Here is a 20,820-nt window from a genome sequence, read left to right as displayed (position 1 = left end):
CTAAACTCCCTGTGAAATATAAAAGAAGGTGTCCTAAAAGTAATAAAGGACACCTTCTTTGTGTTTGCCGTATTACAACGAACTTTCGTAAAGGTTTGCCTGATAGTCCAACAACCTTTTCTGTGCGAGGAAATATTCTCTCGTAAACAGATAGTAATAAGCATCTATCGAATCGAATAATGTAGTAAGGTTTGTCTCTATATAGGTTGTCCTGTTGAAATATGTCAGGTCTTTCGATGTATATGCTTCCAGCATTTCGCGCATCGGCTGATCTATTTCGCTTCTCATGTCTTCCATATCCAGATAGAGCCTGATCTCATTTTTCAGTTTCCTTTCCAGAACAACGACATGGTTCAACTTTCGCATTATCTCTTCCGGCTCCAGACTTAATTGCAGGAAACCGAGAGCATCGCAGATATCCGTATGGATTTCCCTCTTCTTGTCGAACTGGCTGAATACGGCAAGGCTTTGGGTATAAAGGTTTTTGTAGTGGGATTGTACACCCTGCTTTTTCGCCAGATTGTTGAAGTAGATAAAGATATTGTCGTCGTTCTCCTTTATCTTCGCTTTTATATCCTCCAGTTCTGTTTCCAGCCTTGGAATCAGTTTGGAAGCCTTGCGGGCAGAATATTTTATGCCATCGTAGTCGAACGATTTTACAGGATATCGTTTAGCTGCAATTTCGGAGAGTGTATATTTGTCGTTCTCCAACGATAAACTCTCGTAGATCATATTGACTTTTTCTTTGCTGAACAATTCATCCGGACTTAGCGAGGCGTCTATATCTTCCAGATTTTCGATATCAATTATAGCTGGTTCTTTACTATTGTAATATCCATTGTATATTTCGCTGAAATCGTTTTTGTTATACTTTTCCGTATATTCTTTCTCGAAATCTTCAAGTTCGATAACCGATGGTGCTTCTTTGAATTGCACGAGAGAGAACAGTTTGTCGGTCAATTCTTCCTCACATTTTTTAATATCGCTGAACAACGATCCGGCAGGCAGGTCTTTTTCCACACTCTTTGCAATGTTAAGTCTATCGAGTGCTTCTATCCTGTCTTCGCTGCTGGGATGCGAAGCCCATTGGTCTTTTATATTCAGTTTCGAATGGTTGTATTTATTCAGGTCGGCGATAGAAACCAATGGCAAGCCGTTCTTCACTGTCATCTGGCTTTTAGCGGCGGTGAAACCCAGAACGAAACTTTGCTCCCTGAATATGTTCCTGCTTTTGAAGTTTTGTCTGATTTTATCGTTGTAGAAATCTATAACCGTATTATACGAATAGTCGCTCAGGTTGAGCCTCAATAATGATTCTTTCATTGGCACTGTCCCTGTAACGTTGGCGGCTACCTCATCGGCATAAAACTCCATGTCTCGCGAAAGAGCCATATAGTTGATGTTTATCAGGTCGTACATCTTACGCAATATCCACTGTATGCCTTGTATGATTTTCACCGCTACAATAGTCGATATAGCCAGTATATTAGCTATGTTTGCCCAATTGTTTATCCATTGCGAAAAATTATCGTTGTCGTACAGCATATTATATATAGCCTCGTTTATATTGTAAACATAGCTGCCTACAGCCATGCTCCTTTGCGAGAAGTGCCCGAATTCGTGCGCCAGTATAGCTTTCAGTTCCTCGCGGGTAGTCGTATTCACCAGCCCCATACCTATTTGCAGGTTTTTTTTCACAGGAAAGAACATACTCCAGAAACTGGAATCGTAAAACACTCCGGCATTGACGTGCGGCATCAGGTAAATCCTTTTCGGGAAACTCGTGCCTACTTCCTGGGCTATTTCCTCTATAAAACGGAACAGTTCGGGTTCTTCTTCCCGTGTAATCTCTGTAAGGTCGCTACGGTCTACTTTATTGCTCTTGAAGAAGAATTTGACCAAAAATATAAGTATAATTGCTCCCAGTCCAATAAGTGCAGCCCCGACAAGGATTGTGATTACCGCTGGTTTTGCTGCAATGATGGTCACAGCCCCGATGATGCAGAAGACTGCCAACCCTACAGACAAGGCGAGCAGTATAAGATATACTACAGCAAATAGCACAATAGACAGTATGGCCTTCACTGTATTTCTTTTGAAAGTGGCAGATACTTGTATTTCCATGATATATGTTGTGGTTAAGGTAAAAACGCGTTATTGTGTCAGCATCTGGCTATTCTACATAAAGCACCAGCCCTTTCAGGTATTCTCCTTCGGGATGGTAAATATTGATAGGGTGGTCGGCCGGTTGGCTCAGTTGGTGCAATATCCTTACTTTGCGCCCTGTAATGGCAGCCGCGCTGAACACTGCGAGGCGGAACGCTTCTTTCGATATCACCTGCGAGCAAGAGAAGGTGAAGAGTATGCTGTTTGGTGGCATTTTTTCGAAAGCTGCTATATTCAGCCGCTTATATCCCTGTAGGGCATTCTTTACCGCTCCTCGGTGTTTGGCAAATGCAGGAGGGTCTAATATGACGAGGTCGTAAGCACCTTTGTCCATCTTCGCAAGGAATTTGAATGCATCTTCGGCAAAGGCTTCGTGCCGCTTGTCATCAGGGAAATTGATTTCTACATTGCGGTTGGTAAGCATTATCGCTTTCGACGAACTGTCTACCGAATGTACGAGCTTTGCCCCTCCACGCATGGCATAGAATGAGAAGCCCCCTGTATAGCAAAACATATTCAGTACTGAACGCCCCTTCGAATATTTTTCCAGCAGTGAACGGTTGTCGCGCTGATCGACAAAGAAACCTGTCTTTTGTCCTTTTATCCAGTCGGGATAAAATTGAAGCCCGTTTTCCAGTGCTATTTCTTTTACATCGTTGCCGCCATACAGGTATTCGTTTTCGGCACCCAGGTCGGCCTTATAAGGCAAGGTTGTTTCCGATTTGTAATAGATATTTTTTATGTCGTCTCCCATCACGGCTTTCAGGGCATTGCATATCGCCATACGGTCTTCGTGCATGCCTACCGAGTGCGACTGCACGACAGCCGTTTCGGCATATATGTCGATGATAAGTCCCGGCAAGAGGTCGCCTTCGCCATGTACCAACCGGTATGAATTGTTTTGAGGATTTATCAGCCCTATGCTTTTCCTCAATTCTAAAGCCGAAGCAAGCCTTTTTTGCCAGAATCCGGCGTCTATATCTTCTTCTTCGAACGATAATACACGCACCTCTATGCTGCCTATCTGGTAATGCCCTATGGCTATGAAGTCGCCGCCGGCTGTATATACCTTAACAGTTTCGCCTTCGCTAAGGTTGTCGTCTTTTTTTTGTACAGCTCCGGAGAATATCCACGGGTGAAAACGCTTTAGAGATTCTTCTTTTTTAGGTTTGAGGGTTATCTTTTTATAATTCATATCAGGTTTTGTATAAACGGCAAATTTAAAGAAAATTGAAAACGATTGTAAAAATACAATATTCTTTCGAAAGAGTATCGTTATGCTAGGGCAAACGCATGGAAAAATAATATTCCAGTTTTGACGACTGTAGGGGCGAATTGAGTTTGGATAAATTTCATGCGTTTGACCTGATAGTTATGCCAATCGGTAGTTGAACTATATGTTGCTTTTATATACTGCGCGCAATCACAGATTGCTTGCGTTCCTTTTGGCCTAAGCCCCAAAAGGAACCAAAAACTCTTTTGCGCCTCGCTTAGCCGTACGACCCACTTTGCGCTTTGACGGCTGAATGAAGTGAACTAACAGCAATCTTTTAGTTAGCTTAGTAAAGTTGCATAACAGCACCCCCACTTCATTCTACGCCGTCTGCATCGCGTGGGTACCCCGTACGCAAAGCTAATGGCGCGGGCTAACGCCGGACAAGAGTTTGCGACAATTCTAGTCGTGCGTCAGCCGACGTGCATTAGTTCCGCAGGCGAACACCTGTCCGGTGAAGGCAGCGTAGATGCAAATGGNAATGGGGCGGTAGCCCATTTATTTGCATCAGCTGGCAAACCGTTGACAGGTCGCCGAGGAACGAAGCACTAGCCTTTTGCTTCCTTTTGGGCAATGCCAAAAGGGAGGCCAAGCCCGGGAGGGCGCGGCAGCATGAGTTAAAGATGAAATGTTTAACTCAAAATTGCTTTTATGTATAATATAAAAGAACGATTTTACTATGAGACTCCATCTCCCGATTCGCATTAGTTATAAATGGATAGTATATGTGTCGAACACGATTGCTCTGGCTCCAAATCCTTCTTTCGAGTGCATAAGGTTTGTGTTTAAACCGTAGTCGTCATCTCCCAGCGATGTGCCGTAGTCGAAATATGCTTTGTCGGGAAACGCTTTATTTATTATATGGTCGATAAGGAAATCCGTAGCCCCCATTCTCTTGCCTTCGGTGGTGGAAACTATGTATTGGATACGGGCGACTGTCTCTGTCTCGAAAACGATAGTGCCCCCGACAATGTCTTTTTGTGGCGATAGTACGATGTATAAGTGTATATTCCGGGGAAATTTATCCTTCAGGTAGATTATTTCTTCTAGCGAATGAACCGGATCGGCATCATATTTTTCTTTCAGGTACGAGGATAATACTTGCCAGAATTGCGGCCAGCCTTCGCTTTTTTCTACAGCCAATCCTCCTCCCATAGCTTTGTTTACTCCTCTTTTGCGCAAAGGAGAATAGGGGGGCTTATTGTCCATATATATACACGATGCGATCTTTCTTTCCGATATTACGGCTTTATAGTAATGCAGGGCATATAAGTCTTCTTCGGCAGGCTGCCTGTGGTAGATATGCGGAATGGCTTTATATACAATCCTTTTTATCCCCTGATGCCGAAAGATATGTGTAAGTTGCTTAAAGATTTCGAGTACATCGCTCGCAGTTGTTTGCCCGCCCATAATCAGCCCCGCGTAGGTCAGCCCCATGTGGGAATGAAAATCCTTTCCGGAGATATGTCCGGGTAGTAATGCCATAAGCTTGTCGTTTCTATAAAACATTAGGGAATAATCATTGAACCTGTTCCCGTGATACTCGATAAAGTCGCGATAAAGTAGGAAAGTCCCGTTTTTAGACCCTGTTACAAACTTATCCCATTCTTCCTTTTCAGTCGGAGAATACAATTTCATCCTTATGTTTGCAGTATTAGCCTTTGCGCTCATGGCATAAATGGTATATGTGTTTATCTGAGCCACAGCTCAGGGTTGAGCATTTGTGTCTTTCGCCATAGTTCAAAATGTATCTGCGCATGCTTAGTATCAGGTTCGGAGTAAAGCCTGCCCAGAGCTTGCCCTGTTTTTACCTTATCGCCTTGCCGCACATACAACTGGTCGATATTGGCATAGAGGGTAAAGTAATCGCCATGACATACAACGATGCAGGTATTATAGCCCGGCATAGCCACAATCCTCGTAATCTCCCCATCGAAGACAGCCTTGGCTTCTGCTCCGGCCTGCGAACGGATATCTATGCCATTATTCGGTATCTCTATTTTCCATATATTTTTCGATTGATTGCCAAACCGGGAGACGATAGCGTAATTGCCCGAAATGGGATAGGGCAGCTTCCCTTTGTTTGCTGCAAAGTTTTTCGATAATGCGATATTCCTGGGTGTTGCAGCCTTTTTATTTGTTGCCCGCGGCGAGGGAGTGGATGAAGGCGAGGCCTTTCTTTCTGCTTTTTCGTGTTCGGCGGCAAGGCGTTCTTCTTCCCGTTGCTGACGGGCTACCTCTTCTGCTATCAGACGTGCTATTTCCTTGTTCAGGTTGTTGGCCTGCTGCTGACGTTGGGTAAGTATCTTTTGCAGTGTGCTTTGTTTCGACTGGGCTTCGGCTACTTCAACTTTGTAATTCTTTTCTTCTTTTTTCAGATTGGCCTGCTCGGTAATACGTTGGCTAAGAAGAGTTGTCTTTTCTTTTTGTGCTTTTGCCAGAGCAATTTTCTTTTCTTTCAGCTGGTTGTTTTTTTCTATTATCTCATTGGCTTTTTCTTTCCGCCATTGGGAATAATTCTGTAAGTAACGAAGCCTTCTGTACGATTCGGTAAACGATTTTCCCGACAGGATAAATAATAGCTGGCTTTCGTTTTGCCTGTTTTTCAATACTCCTTCTACAGCTTTGGCATAACTGTCCTGCTGTTCTTTCAGTTCTATTTGCAGCTTTCCGATTTCTGCTTCTATCCGTATTTCTTCACTTTTTAGCCCCTCGATTTCCTGTTCCAACAGGTTCAGTACTTTCTGGCGCGAAAAAATCTGGTTGGCTATCAGTTTCACCCTGTCGATCAGGGTTGCAGTATTCTTCTGGGTTTCGGCCAGCAGCCTCGTTGTGTTCGATATTTCGCGCAACGCTTCTTTCCTTTGCCGTTCCAGTTCCTTTATCCTGGCATCCTGAGCAAAAGACGAGATTGATATTAATAAAAGTAATGAAAAGGCTATTGTCCTCATTCCAACTTTATAAAATTCTCTACCAATTCTTTGAAACTTACTTTCTTATATTTCGACGAGATGGAGTTGTCGATACTTACTTCGCCGTTTATTTCCAGCTTATTATACGACACTTCCAGTCCTATCTCTTTTTTGTTTATTCCTACAACAGCTTCCATAAGCGTGGGATATATGTTACTCCCGTCTTTTATAAAGTCGCGGTATGTCCACTTCATCGCTATGTTTTTCTTTTCGTTTGCGATGAGCGTCCATTGTATGCGGTTGGAGGCATCGGTGGAAAATACACATTGGGTTCCACTCTTATCTTTTGCCTGCAACAGGTACATATTGTCTGTAGTCCCGATCTCCAGCTTGCTGTATTGCGATTTTGCGATCTCCTTGACTCCCGGCACGAACAACTTATTGGTAAGCAGTGCTTGTAGGTTATAGAAGTTGAAATCGAAACCTTTGGTCAGAGATGAGTTCTTGAAATTTTCGGCGACATATTGCTTGTGCATCCTGTCGAGGATGATTATGCTGTCGGAGGTCATGGTCATCCGTGCCACTTCGCTACCTATTATCGGCATCCTGACGGACACTTGTATTACCTCGTCTTTAACCATTTTATATACGGCTGGCAATTTCTTGCTCCCTATCTTTACATTCCCTTTTGTATATATGGTTCGAAACTCTGTTTCAGCATTCAGTACATCTTCTATTATCTGGCTATGTGTCTTATTTTCAATCAGGGCATTTTCTCCTCCTCCGATTATCTTTTTCGACTTACAGCTATCGAACAATAATATCGACGCGAAGATTAATACGAATGCTATTATCTTATTTTGCTTCATCTGCTACAACCTCAATATAAGTTTTCTCTTCTATTTTTTTATCCAGTGTTTTGGAGTCGCTGTCTCCTTTTTCTTTCGCCTTTGTCCAGTATTCCAAAGCTTTTTCAGGTTCTTCGGTTTTGTACAATACATCTCCGTAATGTTCAAGAACCTCTGCGCTCAGTTCCTCTTTGTTTGCTTCGCTGTACTTTATGGCGTTTTCTATATATATTTTTGAGATCACATAAGCTCCTTGTTGGAAAAGTATCCAGCCGTAGGTGTCCAGATAAGTGGGGTTCGATGGTTCGGCTTTCACTGTTATGCTGCTCATCTTCTCTGCCTTATCCAGATTCTTCTTTTGCAGCGAGAGGAAATAGCTGTAATTATTGAGGATACCGAGATTGTTCGGGTTGAATGAAAGCGACTTATCGTAAACGGCGAATGCACTGTCCATCTGCCCGATATGGTAATAAAGATCGCCTATCTGCCCGTAAAAATCGGAAAGCAGGCTTTTATTATTCTCGTCTACATATTGTACCCCTTCCTGCAATACGTCGAGAGCTTTCCGGTGTTCATCTTTCATATACTTGGATATACCCAGATAGAAGTAAAACTGGGGCTGGTCGGCGATGTAGGTCAGAGCCTCCTCGCATATGCTTATCGTCAGGTCGACACTGTCGGGAAAAGCAGTAGCCAACATCTGTTCCCACCCTGTAGGGTTGGTAGGGTTTGCTTCGGCAAACAGCCTGTACTGGAAACGGGCTTCATCCTTCTTGGCCTGCATCATCAGCAGGTTGCCATACATCAGGTTGAGTTTGGGCTCTTGCGGATGCTGTATCATCAATGTGTCGAACAGGGCATTGGCGGCATCCGTGCTGCTCTTGTTTTGTTGCAGCGTACCTATATACTGGGCAAGAATGGCCAGTTTGGTGTCCACATCCATTTTGGGACTGATAAGCACAGTCTGCAATTCGTTTTCCGCAGCGGCTTTATTGCCAGTCTGCTCGTAATACTCGGCGATGGACGAAATCAGGTAAGGGTCTTCCGGGTCTATAGATTTGGCTTTGCTGTAGACCATAAACGCCTCCGGTTTTTTCCCTGCCTGTAGATAAAGGTCGCCTAGTAATATCTGGTATCTTATTTCGTTCGGGTATTTATCAATATACTTTTGTATTTCGGCAAATGCTTTTTTCTCCTGCTTTGTATATGTATAGAGCTGGTATTTCTGTAGGCTGATTTTCTCGTTCAACCCCACTATCGTTTCCAGCTTGTCCAATGTAGAGATTGCTTTTGGTATATTGCCATCCACACGGTACGATTCCGAAAGATAGACATACAAATCGGCATTGTCGGGGTTTTCCTTTATTAGTTTTTCAAGTTGCCCGATTGCATCGCTGTATTGCTTAAATTCGAGGCATAGCATGGCATATGCTATGTTGTAATAATAATTGTCGGCGTCGTAGCCGATTGCTTTCCGGTAAAGGTCTATCGCCTTATTCTTATTGTCGGTAGAATTGTAGTAGCTGCCCAATTCGTAGAGTACGTTTGCATTGGTAGAGTCTATCTGCGTACAATATGTGAGGTAGTCGTACAAGGCATCGTATTTGCCCAATGCTTTTGCGTTCATAGCCTCGTAAAAATAATAATCGAATTTACGTTGCTGGTCTAAAGGCAGTTTTTGGGAAAAACCGGTTGTTCCCTTTTTCGATTGCTGAGCCACAAGAGAGAGGCTGAAACACAAAAACAAAAAGGTGATGAATGTATATAAATAAAATTTCTTCTGCATATTTTGTTATAAAGCAATTGCCGGCCTGTTATTGTTTTCCTGTATGACCGAAGCCTCCGGCTCCACGTTCTGTTTCGTTGATGGCATCTACCTCCTCCCAGCTCACCTGGGCATGGGTTGCTATTACCATCTGGCAAATACGTTCGCCGTCGTTAATAACAAACTCCTCGTTGGATAAGTTGACCAGTATCACACGAATTTCTCCACGATAGTCTGCGTCTATCGTTCCGGGAGAGTTCAAGACAGTCAATCCGTGCTTGAATGCCAGCCCGCTTCTTGGGCGTATTTGCGCTTCATAGCCTTGCGGCAGTTCCAGGTAAAGGCCGGTGGGAACAAGTGTGCGTTCCAACGGTTTCAATGTTATTGACTCTGTTATATTAGCCCGCAAATCTACTCCTGCTGAATATGGAGTGGCGTATTCGGGGAGTGGATGATGCGATTTATTGATAATTTTTATTCTCATTGTGGTGTAAGTATTATATTCTTGCGAAATTAGTTAAATCTTTGCAATCTACTCTGTTAATTGATAAAAATTAAGAATTAAAGCAATGATTGCCTTGCAGGTTAAACTATTCGCTGCCGCCAGCCGTTAAATACATACCATAATCGCGGTATAAAAATACCATGACAAAGCGATTGATAATCTATTGCAATCCTCGTAGTTTTGTATCAAATATTAATGGCAATAAAAAGGAGAAAAGTTTATCTATATAGTCCCTACACCTCCGAAGTGAGGAAGCCCCCTAATCCCCCAAGGGGGACTTATGAGCAAAGCCACGACAAGGGAGGGGAAAAGTGACAATGAAAAAATGATAAAAAATGTGTTACATGTGTTACTTTTTAGAGAGATACAAGACACCAGTAGATGAGCATTATCATTCGCCCGGAATAGGGAAAATCTGCGGGCGAATGATAATTCGCCCCTACAAAGCTCAGAATTGAGTTTGGATAAATTTCATGCGTTTGCCCTGAGTAGGTGAGTTAACGAGTTGGTTTCTTATAAAATATGAACTTGTATCTTGTATCTTGTTTACTCGTATCTTAAAGATATTGTTGACTGACAACTGAAAAAACTGTTACTTGTGTTACTTTTTGACTATATATTGCAAAATAAGGTTAAATCAATAAGGGATTCGCAAGGATAAACGTTAATATAAAACCGAAAAGTAACTCTTAATAAATACATAAAGTATGGCACGTATAGCGAAAAAACTGACAGACCTGATAGGCAATACACCCCTTATGGAGCTGTCGAACTTTGATAAGAAACATGGATTGGATGCTAAGATAATAGCAAAACTGGAGTATTTCAATCCTGCATCGAGCGTAAAAGACCGTATTGCTAATGCAATGATCGAAGATGCCGAAGCATCGGGCGTACTAAAGCCCGATAGTGAGCTGATAGAGCCTACAAGTGGCAATACAGGTATCGGGCTGGCATTTGTAGCAGCAGCCAAGGGTTACAAACTGACCCTTACCATGCCCGAAACCATGAGTATAGAACGTCGCAATCTGCTTAAAGCATTGGGTGCAAACATCGTATTGACTCCCGGCCCGGAAGGCATGAAGGGTGCAATAGCAAAAGCGGAACAGTTGCAACAGGAGAACCCGAAGGCTGTTATCCTACAGCAGTTTGCCAATCCTGCCAACCCCGCTATCCACAAGAAAACAACTGCTGAGGAAATATGGCGCGATACCGATGGGCAAGTCGATATCTTTGTGGCTGGTGTCGGCACAGGCGGAACTATAAGCGGAGTGGGAGAAGTGTTGAAGAAATATAAACCCGAGGTGAAAATTGTGGCTGTAGAACCTGCCGATTCTCCTGTCTTGTCGGGAGGAAACCCCGGTCCTCATAAGATACAGGGTATAGGTGCAGGCTTCGTCCCTGAGACGTATAATGCCACAGTAGTAGACGAGGTATTGCAGGTGAGCAACGACGATGCTATCCGTACCAGTCGCGAACTGGCTAAAGCAGAAGGTTTGCTGGTCGGTATATCTTCGGGAGCTGCTACTTATGCGGCAATCCGGTTGGCTAAACGCCCTGAGAATAAAGGAAAAAATATCGTGGTACTTCTGCCTGATACGGGCGAGCGTTATTTATCTACTGTCTTGTACGCATTCGAAGAATATCCTTTGTAGGGGGGCAGGGAATAAATATATAATTACGAGGTGATTGGCATAATTTGGCAATCGTCTCGTTTTTTTAACAAAATGGAAATATTGGTGCCGCTAAACCCGCAGAATACGGGATATTCTTTTATATTTGTAAATCAGATATTCTGTATTGCAAAATAAGGCACAAAATAATTCCGTTTCCATCATGAAAAAGTATTTGTATTTCCTCTTATTATCGTCCTTGACATGTTTTTTCGTCTTCAATTCGTGCAAGAAAGCGGGCACGCGCAATATAAATCCCGAATTTGCGAAATATATTGCAGCATTTACTTACGGACAGGTATCTTCATCGTCAAACATTCAGATAGAACTGACGCAGGATATACCTTCTGTAGAACTGAATAAGGAAATAGACCAGAAGTTGTTCGAGTTTTCCCCTTCCATCAAGGGCAAAGCCTATTGGACAAGTACGCGCTCGATAAAGTTTGTACCCGAAGCCGGGGAATTGAAACAAGGACAGGAGTATCAGGCTACATTCAGGCTCGATAAAGTGCTGAAAGTAGACAGCGAATACAAAGAGTTTGCATTCGGATTTTATGTACCCGAACAGAATTTCAGCGTAACCCTGACCCCCTACTCGCCAATGAAGGACAACGACCTGGCATGGAATACAGTACAGGGAACTCTAACTTTGGCCGATGATGCCAATATACAAAATGTGCAGAAGATGTTCTCGCTTTCGGGAGCAAACCGGGCTAAGGATGCGAAGATAAAGATCGTTCCGGCTCAGGGCAAGGGGCGTTTCAGCCTGCAAATAGACAGCCTGTATAGGGGAGATAGCGATTTAGAATATGTATTGAATATAGATGGTAAGCCTATAAATTCGGGTAAGACGGACGAGTTGAAGATTGCTATCCCTAAGATTCAGGATTTCTCTGTGCTGGGTGTCGAAATGGAATATTCGCCACAGGAATGTATCCGGGTTACTTTCAGCGACCCTTTGTCATTGAACCAGAATATTCAGGGGTTGGTAAAGCCGGGTAGTATAAAGAACTATACATTCGATATCCAGAAGAATATTCTGCGTATCTATCTCGACAAAGCAGCGGCGGGAAGCAGTATCAACCTCAAAATATTTAAGGAACTGAAAAGCGCAGGCAACCGCACCTTACAAAAGGATTATACGGCTGCCATCAGCATAAAGAAAAACAGCCCGGAGATAAAGCTGATAGGTATAGGCAATATCCTGCCAAACTCCGACAACCTCATCATCCCGTTCCAGGCTGTAAACCTATGGGCTGTGGATGTGAAGGTGGTGAAGATATTCGAGAACAATATATTGGGATACTTGCAGACAAACGACTTCGGTGAAACAGGCTCGTTGAAGCGATTCGGCAAGCTCATAATGAAAAAACGCCTGCGACTCGATACCGACCCGAGCCTGCGACTAGGAGAGTGGAATACATTCTCGCTCGACCTTTCCAAGATGATCAAGCAGGATCCCGGAGCTGTATATCGCCTTGAGTTTTTTATGCGGAAAGAATACTCCCTCTATCCATGCGACGGGGTAGTGCCGCAAATACCGGAAGAGGCGTCTCTCGAACGATTTGACGAGATAGACGAAGAGGAACAAAAGAGTTGGGATATCCCTGATTACTATTACTATCAGAGTCGCAATTGGGACGATTATGTATGGTCGGAAAGGGACAACCCTTGCCATGCAACCTACTTTATGAATAAGTCGTCGGAGTCTTGTATGGTATTAGCATCCAATATCGGCATTACAGCTAAAATGGGATCTGACAAGAAGATGTCAGTCGTCTTGACAGATATTCTAAGTACCAACCCTATATCCGGTGCAAGGGTAGATGTTTACAACTACCAGATGCAGCAAATAGGAAGCGGATCGACCGATGGCAACGGATTTGTAGATATAGAATATAGCGATGGTGTGCCTTTTGCCGTAATAGCTTCGCACAACAAAGATAAAGCATATCTGAAAGTTACATCCAACCTGTCGTTGTCTCTTAGCAACTTCGATGTAAGCGGGCAAGAGATAAAAAAGGGGCTGAAAGGCTATGTTTATGGCGAACGTGGCGTATGGCGTCCGGGGGATTCCATATTTGTCACATTCATACTTGATGATAAGAACCGGACCTTGCCGAAAGACCATCCGGTTTCGCTGGAGTTGTACAACCCGCGCGGACAGTTGGTGAGAAACTATATTTCGACCACCGGAAAGGAGAACTTCTACCCGTTTCGCATGGCTACAGCTTCCGATGCTATTACCGGCAACTGGCAGGCTCGGGTGAAGGTTGGAGCAGTAACGTTTCACAAGACATTGAAAATAGAAACCGTAAAGCCTAACCGTCTGAAAGTCCGTCTCAATGTCGGCGATATGGTAGATGCCAGTCGAGGTTATCTTTCTGCCGGACTGTCGTCGCAATGGTTGCACGGTGCACCTGCTGCAAACCTGAAAGCTAAAGTGGAAATGACATTGAGTAAGGCTTATTCCCCGTTCAAAGGGTATGAGCAGTATTCGTTCAACAATCCCGCATCTAATTTCAGGTCCGACACATATACGATATACGAAGGAACTCTCAATTCGGCAGGAGAAGCTCAGCTAAGCGCAAAGCTTCCTCAGGCATCTAGTGCACCGGGTATGTTGAGGGCGAACTTTGTGTCCCGCGTGTTCGAATCGGGAGGCGATGCCAGTATTTATACACAATCGGCAACCTACTCTCCATATCCCGCTTATATAGGGATAAAATCTCCGGCATCGACCGAACACGGCTGGCTGGAAACAGATGCGGATAATATGATTGATATAGTGACATTGGATGCAAAGGGGCAGGTGGTAAACCGCCCGAATCTGAATGTTAAGATATATAAGCTGTCGTGGTCGTGGTGGTGGAACTCCAACGACAACCTGTCGTCTTACATAAATAATACATCAACGAAGGTTGTGCTCAACGAAACCATTTCTACCACAAACGGTGGACGTGCCAAAGTGAAGTTCCGTATAGACTATCCGGAGTGGGGACGCTATCTGGTAATGGTGAGCGACAAGCAGGGCGGACATATTTCGGGTAAAATATTGTATGTAGACTGGCCTTCGTGGCGGGGTCGTTCCGAAAAGAAAGACCCGAATGGGCTGACAATGCTATCTTTCAATACAGACAAGCAATCGTACAAAGTAGGCGAGGAAGTAACCGTTACCCTGCCTAAGAGTTCTGCCGGGCGTGCTCTTATCAGCATCGAAGACGGTTCGAAGATATTGTCGAAGACCTGGGTGAAAACCAGTGCCGAAGAAGATACGCAATACCGCTTCAAAGTGACTGAGGAAATGATTCCTAACTTCTACATATTTGCAAACCTGCTTCAACCTCATGCGCAGAAAGACAACGACCTGCCTATCCGCTTGTATGGTGTACGCAACATAAATGTAGAAAATAAAGATACTAAGCTGACTCCGGTTATTAATATGGCAGACGAACTTCGTCCGGAACGTGAATTTACCGTATCAGTTTCCGAAAGAGAGGGTAAAGACATGACATATACCCTTGCCCTTGTAGATGAGGGGCTGCTCGACCTTACATCATTCAGAACGCCGAATGCATGGAACGATTTTTATTCGCGTCAGTCTCTTGGTGTACGTACGTGGGATATGTTCGATATGGTTGTTGGAGCGCAGACCGGAAAGATAGGCCCATTGCTGAGTATTGGGGGTGATGAAGCTCTCAACCCTACGAAGAACGAAAAGAACAGGTTCAAACCTGTAGTTAAATATCTGGGGCCATTCACGCTGAAAGGCGGTAAAACGAATAGCCATAAGATAATACTGCCGTCTTATTTCGGGTCGGTACGGGTGATGGTGGTTGCCGGAAATACGGCAGGGGCATATGGCAGTGCAGAAAAGACGGTTCCGGTGAGGAATCCGTTGATGATACTCTCCACATTGCCGCGTGTGGCAGGGCCGGAAGAAGAAATACTGTTGCCTGTAAATGTATTTGCTATGGATAAGAAGGTAAATACGGTAAATGTCACAGTTCAATCGCAAGGCTTATTCAGCTTTATGGATGGCACAAGCAAATCTGTAACATTCGCCGAAACCGGCGACAAAATGGTCTATTTCAGAGTGAAGGCCGGAAAGAAAACAGGCTTCGAGACTGTTACCATAAAAGCAACAGGAGCAGGAGAAACTGCTACCGAAACCATCAATATAGAGATACGCAACCCGAATGCTCCGGTTGTTACGACTTCGCAGGCTTTGGTTCCGGCAAACGGTTCGGAAATGCTGAATCTCTCGTTCGAAGATATAAAAGACGGAGATTGGGCACGTCTCGAAATATCGCGTATGCCGGGAATTGATCTGGGCAAAAACCTTGAGTTCCTGCGCTACTATCCGCACGGATGTTCCGAGCAGGTTACTTCCAAAGGTTTCCCATTACTGTACATCGACAACTTCAGAGTGTTGACCGATGGCGAGAAAGAGAAGATAAACGAACATGTAAAGAGTGCGATCTCTCAGATAATATCGCGCCAATTGGGCGATGGAGGCATTGCCTACTGGCCGGGCGACCGTTATCCTAGCGAGTGGGTAACGACATATGCCGGACATTTTCTTGTAGAGGCTCAACGGGCAGGATACGAAATACCTTCATCGGTGTTGACCAAATGGAAACAGTTCCAGAAGAAGACTGCACAGGCATGGAATAAGCAGGAAGTTTATAAAACTTACTATACCAATTCTATGAGCGAATTGCAGCAGGCATACCGTTTGTACACGCTGGCATTAGCAGGAGATGCCGAATTGGGGGCAATGAACCGTTTGAAAGAGATGGCTAATACTTCTGCACAGTCTCGTTGGCGGTTGGCGGCTGCATATGTGCTTGCCGGCAAGAAAGATGCCGCCCTGCAACTGGTGAACAATGTCAGCGATCAGGTAGGTTCTTATTCGTTCCGCAATAATACATACGGCAGCCCTGCCCGCGATATGGCTATGATAATGGAGACTTACCTGTTGCTCGACAGGGTGGATAAGGCATTGGCATTGTCGTTTAAGGTGTCGCAAGAGCTAAGTAGCGGCTATGTTACAACACAAACGGCTGCGTACGGACTGATAGCTATGTCGAAGCTGGCGGAGAAAATGGGAGGAGGAGTTTTGTCGTACGAATGGTCGTTGAACGGAGTAAAACAGCCGCCAGTCAATTCGGGGAACGTCTTCCAGGAAATATCAATAAAACCAAAAGAGCAGTTGAATGTACAATTTTCGAACAAAGGCGAGGGACAGTTGTTTGTCCGCCTATTGGGGCGTACGCAGCCGCTTACTGACAACACACCGGCTCAGAATAACGGTGTAAACCTGTACGTGAAATATATAGACGAGAACAATAAGGAAATAGATGTGACTTCGTTGAAGCAGGGAACAGAGTTCTATGCGAGTGTTATTGTACAGAATGTTTCCGGTCAATACCTTACAGATATGACTCTCAGCCAGATATTTGCATCGGGATGGGAAATATTCAACAACCGCTTGTTCAATCAATCCGCCCAGTCTTCCAGCGGGTCTTTCAACTATCAGGATATTCGCGACGACAGGGTTTATACATACTTCAATATCAGTTCGGGACATACCAAATCGTTCAAAGTGAGGTTGCAGGCTGCATATTGTGGTAAATTCTATTTGCCTGCCGTTGCCTGCGAAGCGATGTACAGCCCGGCAGATCAAAGCCGCACCAAAGGGCAGTGGGTGGAAGTGAAGCAATAGTAGGCTGAATTAGAGGGTTTTGTCTGGTTGTTTTATGGGGCACTGTTAAGAGAGAATCCTGATTAGTGAAATTTTTATTAAAATATTTCATCGAAATGTTTGTAGTATTCAAAACTTTGTTTACCTTTGCATCGCATTCGGGAAAAGATGCAGTGTAAACAAGGGCGTTTAGCTCAGCTGGTTCAGAGCATCTGCCTTACAAGCAGAGGGTCGGCGGTTCGAATCCGTCAACGCCCACTTGAAAATCAAGCAGTTACAATAATATGTAGCTGCTTTTTTTGTGTTTATACATGATGGTTTTTTGATGAAAGTTAATTGGGATCTTCCCGAATTCTTGTGGATAGCGATTTATAGCCGCCTGCTTTAGCATAGCTTTGACTAAAGTCTTTACATATCTAAATTGGTTTCCCCGACTTAAAAGTCGGGGCTAGTGAAAACTTTGGCTCCACAACTTTTCGGGGTGATCCGTTAATTGGAGCATCCCGGAAAGTTGTGGAGTCAAATTTTATCTTTCAAGCGGGAAGGAATAGAATGCACACCTCAACTTATTTGCTTTTATGAGCTTTATATGCTACTTTTGATATAACGTGAGTTCGAAATAAAGAACAGTATGCAATCAATAGTTTACTCAAATATATGGAATAAAGCTTCGTGTTCTTTGTGGTTTTTCTTTGTGCCTTTTGTGGTAAAAATAAGATATAGCCGCATAGAACACAGGGCTTTGCATAAAGTCTACAAGGAGGATGTGTAACCGGATGCTATTTAAGTGTTTATATTGAGCTCGCGTTTGATATAGTATGATAGAAGAATAGATCAGGAGTTAATAAAGATTAACTATCCTTAATTTGGAGAAGTAAAGGGGTCGAGATACATCATTTTAAACAATAAAAGAACATAAAATATGAAAAAAGTAATAGCAACAAACGATGCACCTGCGGCAATAGGCCCATACAGTCAGGCAATAGAAGCAAACGGCATGATATTCCTATCGGGGCAGTTGCCGATAGACCCTGCAACCGGCGATTTTCCGGCAGGCGGGATAAAAGAACAAACATACCAGTCGTTTGCAAATATAAAGGCAATATTGGCAGAAGCCGGTCTTACTACCGATAATATAGTGAAAACCACTGTTTTGTTAAGCGATATTGCAAACTTTGCCGGAATGAACGAGGTATATGCCACTCAATTCGCAGGTACATTCCCTGCACGCTCGGCCTTTGCAGTAAAAGACCTGCCGAAAGGTGCTTTGGTAGAGATAGAGGTGATAGCAGTGCGGTAATCTTTTTATAAATTATACTTAAATTTAAAATATAGTTGGAATAATTGCGTTTCTGATTTTAGAAACGAGAAAAAGATGACTGCCGACGAAAAATATATGCAACGATGCCTGCAACTAGCCCAGAACGGGAGAGGAGCAGTAAGCCCCAACCCGATGGTAGGTGCAGTAGTGGTGCATAACGGTAAAATTGTCGGCGAAGGATATCACCGCAAATATGGCGAGGCACATGCCGAAGTGAATGCAATCGGCAGCGTAGAAGATAAATCGCTGTTGAAAGAGTCGACTATCTATGTTTCTCTCGAACCTTGTTCCCACTATGGGAAAACACCTCCTTGCGCACAGTTGATTATCGACTCAGGAATACCAAGAGTGGTTGTGGCTTGCCTCGACCCCTATGTTGCCGTATCGGGTAGGGGAGTGGAAATGCTGAAAGCTGCGGGAGTAGAGGTAGTCGTCGGCATATTGGTAGATGAAGCAAAAGAACTTAACAAGGAGTTTTTTAAGTCGCAAACAGAAAAGCGTCCTTATATTTACCTGAAGTGGGCGCAAACCCGCGACGGCTATATCGACAGGCTTCGCAACGAAGGCGACAAAGCGCAACCCACGCTCATCTCCAATAATTTTTCTCAGGTATTGGTGCATAAGAAACGGGCAGAGATCGATGCCATAATGATAGGCACCAATACGGCTGTAAACGATAACCCGTCTCTAACCACACGTTTCTGGTCGGGAAAGAATCCGGCAAGGGTAATTCTGGATAAGACAAGGCGGATTCCCCGTGATAATAAGATATTCGACGGAAATGTGAAAACAATTGTATTTACAGAGAAAGATGAAAAAAGCTCGTCGAATGTAGAATTTAGGAAAGTCTGCTTCGACGACAACCTGCTGGATAATATTTTGTCTGTTCTGAATAGTTGCAATATAAACTCGGTACTGGTGGAAGGCGGAGGGCAACTGTTACAAGCGTTTATCAGCAGGGATTTGTGGGACGAAGCATATATAGAGGTCTCAAATGCAGAGTTTGGGGCAGGGATAAGAGCACCTGAGATAGTGGGTGATGTAAAAGAAGAACTCTATTGGGGAACGTCCAAACATGTCCATCTCAGGCATTTCGACAACTATAAAATTTTATAAATATTAGATTTATTGACGCATTAGCCGAAAATCTTTCTATTTTTGCAAATTAATATTGGAAATAAACCTATTTAATAATAATGAAATTTAGGCAAAACTCTAAACTACTATTCTTTATCATCTTGTCTCTTTCAGCATTTTTTGCATGCAACAAAGATGATGATGATTACACCACATCTATAACAGCATCGGGCGATGCCCAGATTTATTCTTTTGCATTATCAGCCAAGCGTTACGATGCGGTCGATTCCCTTACATATCCGGTATTAGGCAAGACTCTGTTTTCGATAGACCAGTTTCAGCATTTGATTTATAATGTAGATTCATTGCCTCACAATATCCGCTTGAAAAACTTTTATGCAGCAGTTACATTTCCTACAGGCGGAACGAGTTCGGTAAATTTGATATACCCGGATACTGTGGTGGAATGGAATAAGTCCGATTCGGTGGATTTCAAAAGAGGTATCCCCACATTTCAGGTGAAAGCCGCGGATGGGAATACTACTTACGAATACAGATTAGACTTGAGAATACATAAGATAGACCCGGATGTTATCGGATGGCTGCAATCATGGTCTTTGCCCGGAGCAATGGTGAAACAAAAAACAGTGTTGGACGGCGAAAATGCAACGTTTTATACATTGGCTAAAAATAATGGTAATAATACCCAATTATATATATACAAATCGGAAAAAGCAAGTTTAGCTTACGATGGCGGCACAGGCGTGGCAGGTTTGCCGGCTCCCGACAATGTAGTATTGGAAAGCTTTACATCGTTGAACGGTAAATTCTTTGTCGCCGACAATTCGGATAATGCCTATGTATCGACCGACAACGGGCTGAACTGGAGCAATGCCGGCATGAAAACATATAGCATAATAGGCATACTTCCGGGTAGCACTCAGGCCGACGATGAAATACTGGCAGTGGTAGATAATGGTGGAAAATATTGTTTTGCCAAAACAAAAGACTTTGGTACAGTCGATATCATTCGCGAACTTTCTACCTATGAAGCAAATAATATGCCGATGACAGGATTTTCGTCTACTACCAGTTATACGAGGAGCAACCTGAATACAAATATACTTTCCATTACCGGAGGGCGAAACAAAAGTAATGTTTCAACCAATCTTACATGGTCTTTCAAAGTAGACGACAAGGGTGCTTTGCAGGTGGTTTCTAACCAACAGCATACTGTGTTCCCGGCCAGAGATGGGATCGTTTCGTTCAATTACGATGGATATTTATATGCGTTGACAGGGAATGTGCTATACAAAACCTCAAGTTTAGGTTATCTGTGGACCGAAGCGTCAACGAAGGAGCAATTGCCTTCCGATATGCCGCGTACTTCGAGCCAAAGTGTAATAGTAGATAGTGAAAATTATATCTGGATATTCGGCGGAATAACAGATTCGGGCAATACACTTTCGCCTCAAATATGGAGAGGCCGATTGAATAAGCTGAACCCGAGATAAAATAAGATTTACAGAAGGGTATATACTTTTATTCATGGTTTTAGCGTTTTTATAAAATA

The 20,820-nt window shown here is 43.6% G+C and carries 12 protein-coding genes and 1 tRNA gene; 6 read left to right on the top strand and 7 right to left on the bottom strand.

The genetic code is table 11. The features are described from left to right. Nucleotides 1–72 precede the first annotated feature (72 nt). From D0T57_RS09850 to dut, 7 genes are all read right to left on the bottom strand, one after another. A complete protein-coding gene (locus D0T57_RS09850) occupies nucleotides 73–2,124 on the bottom strand; it encodes a M48 family metalloprotease (RefSeq protein ID WP_163273325.1) in 2,052 nt (683 codons plus the stop codon). A 49-nt stretch (nucleotides 2,125–2,173) separates the two neighbouring features. Further along, a complete protein-coding gene (locus D0T57_RS09845) occupies nucleotides 2,174–3,361 on the bottom strand; it encodes a class I SAM-dependent rRNA methyltransferase (RefSeq protein ID WP_163273324.1) in 1,188 nt (395 codons plus the stop codon). A gap of 786 nt (nucleotides 3,362–4,147) precedes the next feature. Further along, nucleotides 4,148–5,143 (bottom strand): GNAT family N-acetyltransferase, encoded by a 996-nt coding sequence (locus D0T57_RS09840; RefSeq protein WP_368666916.1) that lies wholly within the window; start codon nucleotides 5,141–5,143, stop codon nucleotides 4,148–4,150. Then, nucleotides 5,131–6,390, bottom strand: a complete 1,260-nt coding sequence (locus D0T57_RS09835) for a murein hydrolase activator EnvC (RefSeq protein WP_163273323.1) — start codon at nucleotides 6,388–6,390, stop codon at nucleotides 5,131–5,133. The genes D0T57_RS09840 and D0T57_RS09835 overlap by 13 nt, the downstream gene beginning before the upstream one ends. After that, a complete protein-coding gene (locus D0T57_RS09830; RefSeq protein WP_163273322.1) occupies nucleotides 6,387–7,220 on the bottom strand; it encodes a DUF4292 domain-containing protein in 834 nt (277 codons plus the stop codon). Before D0T57_RS09830 ends, D0T57_RS09835 begins: the two co-directional genes overlap by 4 nt. Beyond that, the gene (locus D0T57_RS09825) at nucleotides 7,207–8,985 is read right to left on the bottom strand and encodes a lipopolysaccharide assembly protein LapB (protein ID WP_163273321.1); all 1,779 of its coding nucleotides are present in this window, start codon (nucleotides 8,983–8,985) and stop codon (nucleotides 7,207–7,209) included. The genes D0T57_RS09830 and D0T57_RS09825 overlap by 14 nt, the downstream gene beginning before the upstream one ends. A 28-nt stretch (nucleotides 8,986–9,013) precedes the next feature. Then, entirely contained in the window at nucleotides 9,014–9,448 is a 435-nt protein-coding gene (dut, locus tag D0T57_RS09820; RefSeq protein WP_163273320.1) for a dUTP diphosphatase, read from the bottom strand. 728 nt (nucleotides 9,449–10,176) lie between these two features. Between dut and cysK the strand changes: the two genes are divergently transcribed. From cysK to D0T57_RS09790, 6 genes are all read left to right on the top strand, one after another. Beyond that, nucleotides 10,177–11,124, top strand: coding sequence for a cysteine synthase A (gene cysK / locus D0T57_RS09815; protein WP_163273319.1), 948 nt, complete (start codon nucleotides 10,177–10,179; stop codon nucleotides 11,122–11,124). Between the two features lie 181 nt (nucleotides 11,125–11,305). Continuing rightward, complete coding sequence (locus D0T57_RS09810) at nucleotides 11,306–16,870, top strand: alpha-2-macroglobulin (protein WP_163273318.1); 5,565 nt, start codon at nucleotides 11,306–11,308, stop codon at nucleotides 16,868–16,870. 162 nt (nucleotides 16,871–17,032) lie between these two features. Then, nucleotides 17,033–17,107, top strand: a tRNA-Val gene (locus tag D0T57_RS09805). 664 nt (nucleotides 17,108–17,771) lie between these two features. Next, the gene (locus D0T57_RS09800; protein WP_163273317.1) at nucleotides 17,772–18,149 is read left to right on the top strand and encodes a RidA family protein; all 378 of its coding nucleotides are present in this window, start codon (nucleotides 17,772–17,774) and stop codon (nucleotides 18,147–18,149) included. 75 nt (nucleotides 18,150–18,224) lie between these two features. Next, nucleotides 18,225–19,286, top strand: coding sequence for a bifunctional diaminohydroxyphosphoribosylaminopyrimidine deaminase/5-amino-6-(5-phosphoribosylamino)uracil reductase RibD (gene ribD / locus D0T57_RS09795; protein WP_163273316.1), 1,062 nt, complete (start codon nucleotides 18,225–18,227; stop codon nucleotides 19,284–19,286). Nucleotides 19,287–19,366: 80 nt separating this feature from the next. Beyond that, entirely contained in the window at nucleotides 19,367–20,761 is a 1,395-nt protein-coding gene (locus tag D0T57_RS09790) for a DUF6242 domain-containing protein (protein WP_163273315.1), read from the top strand. Nucleotides 20,762–20,820 lie beyond the last annotated feature (59 nt).

This window comes from Dysgonomonas sp. 511 (genome assembly GCF_010501105.1).
GTDB lineage: Bacteria > Bacteroidota > Bacteroidia > Bacteroidales > Dysgonomonadaceae > Dysgonomonas.
Note: the sequence above shows the minus strand (reverse complement) of the source record. Positions and strands in the feature narration are given on the sequence as shown.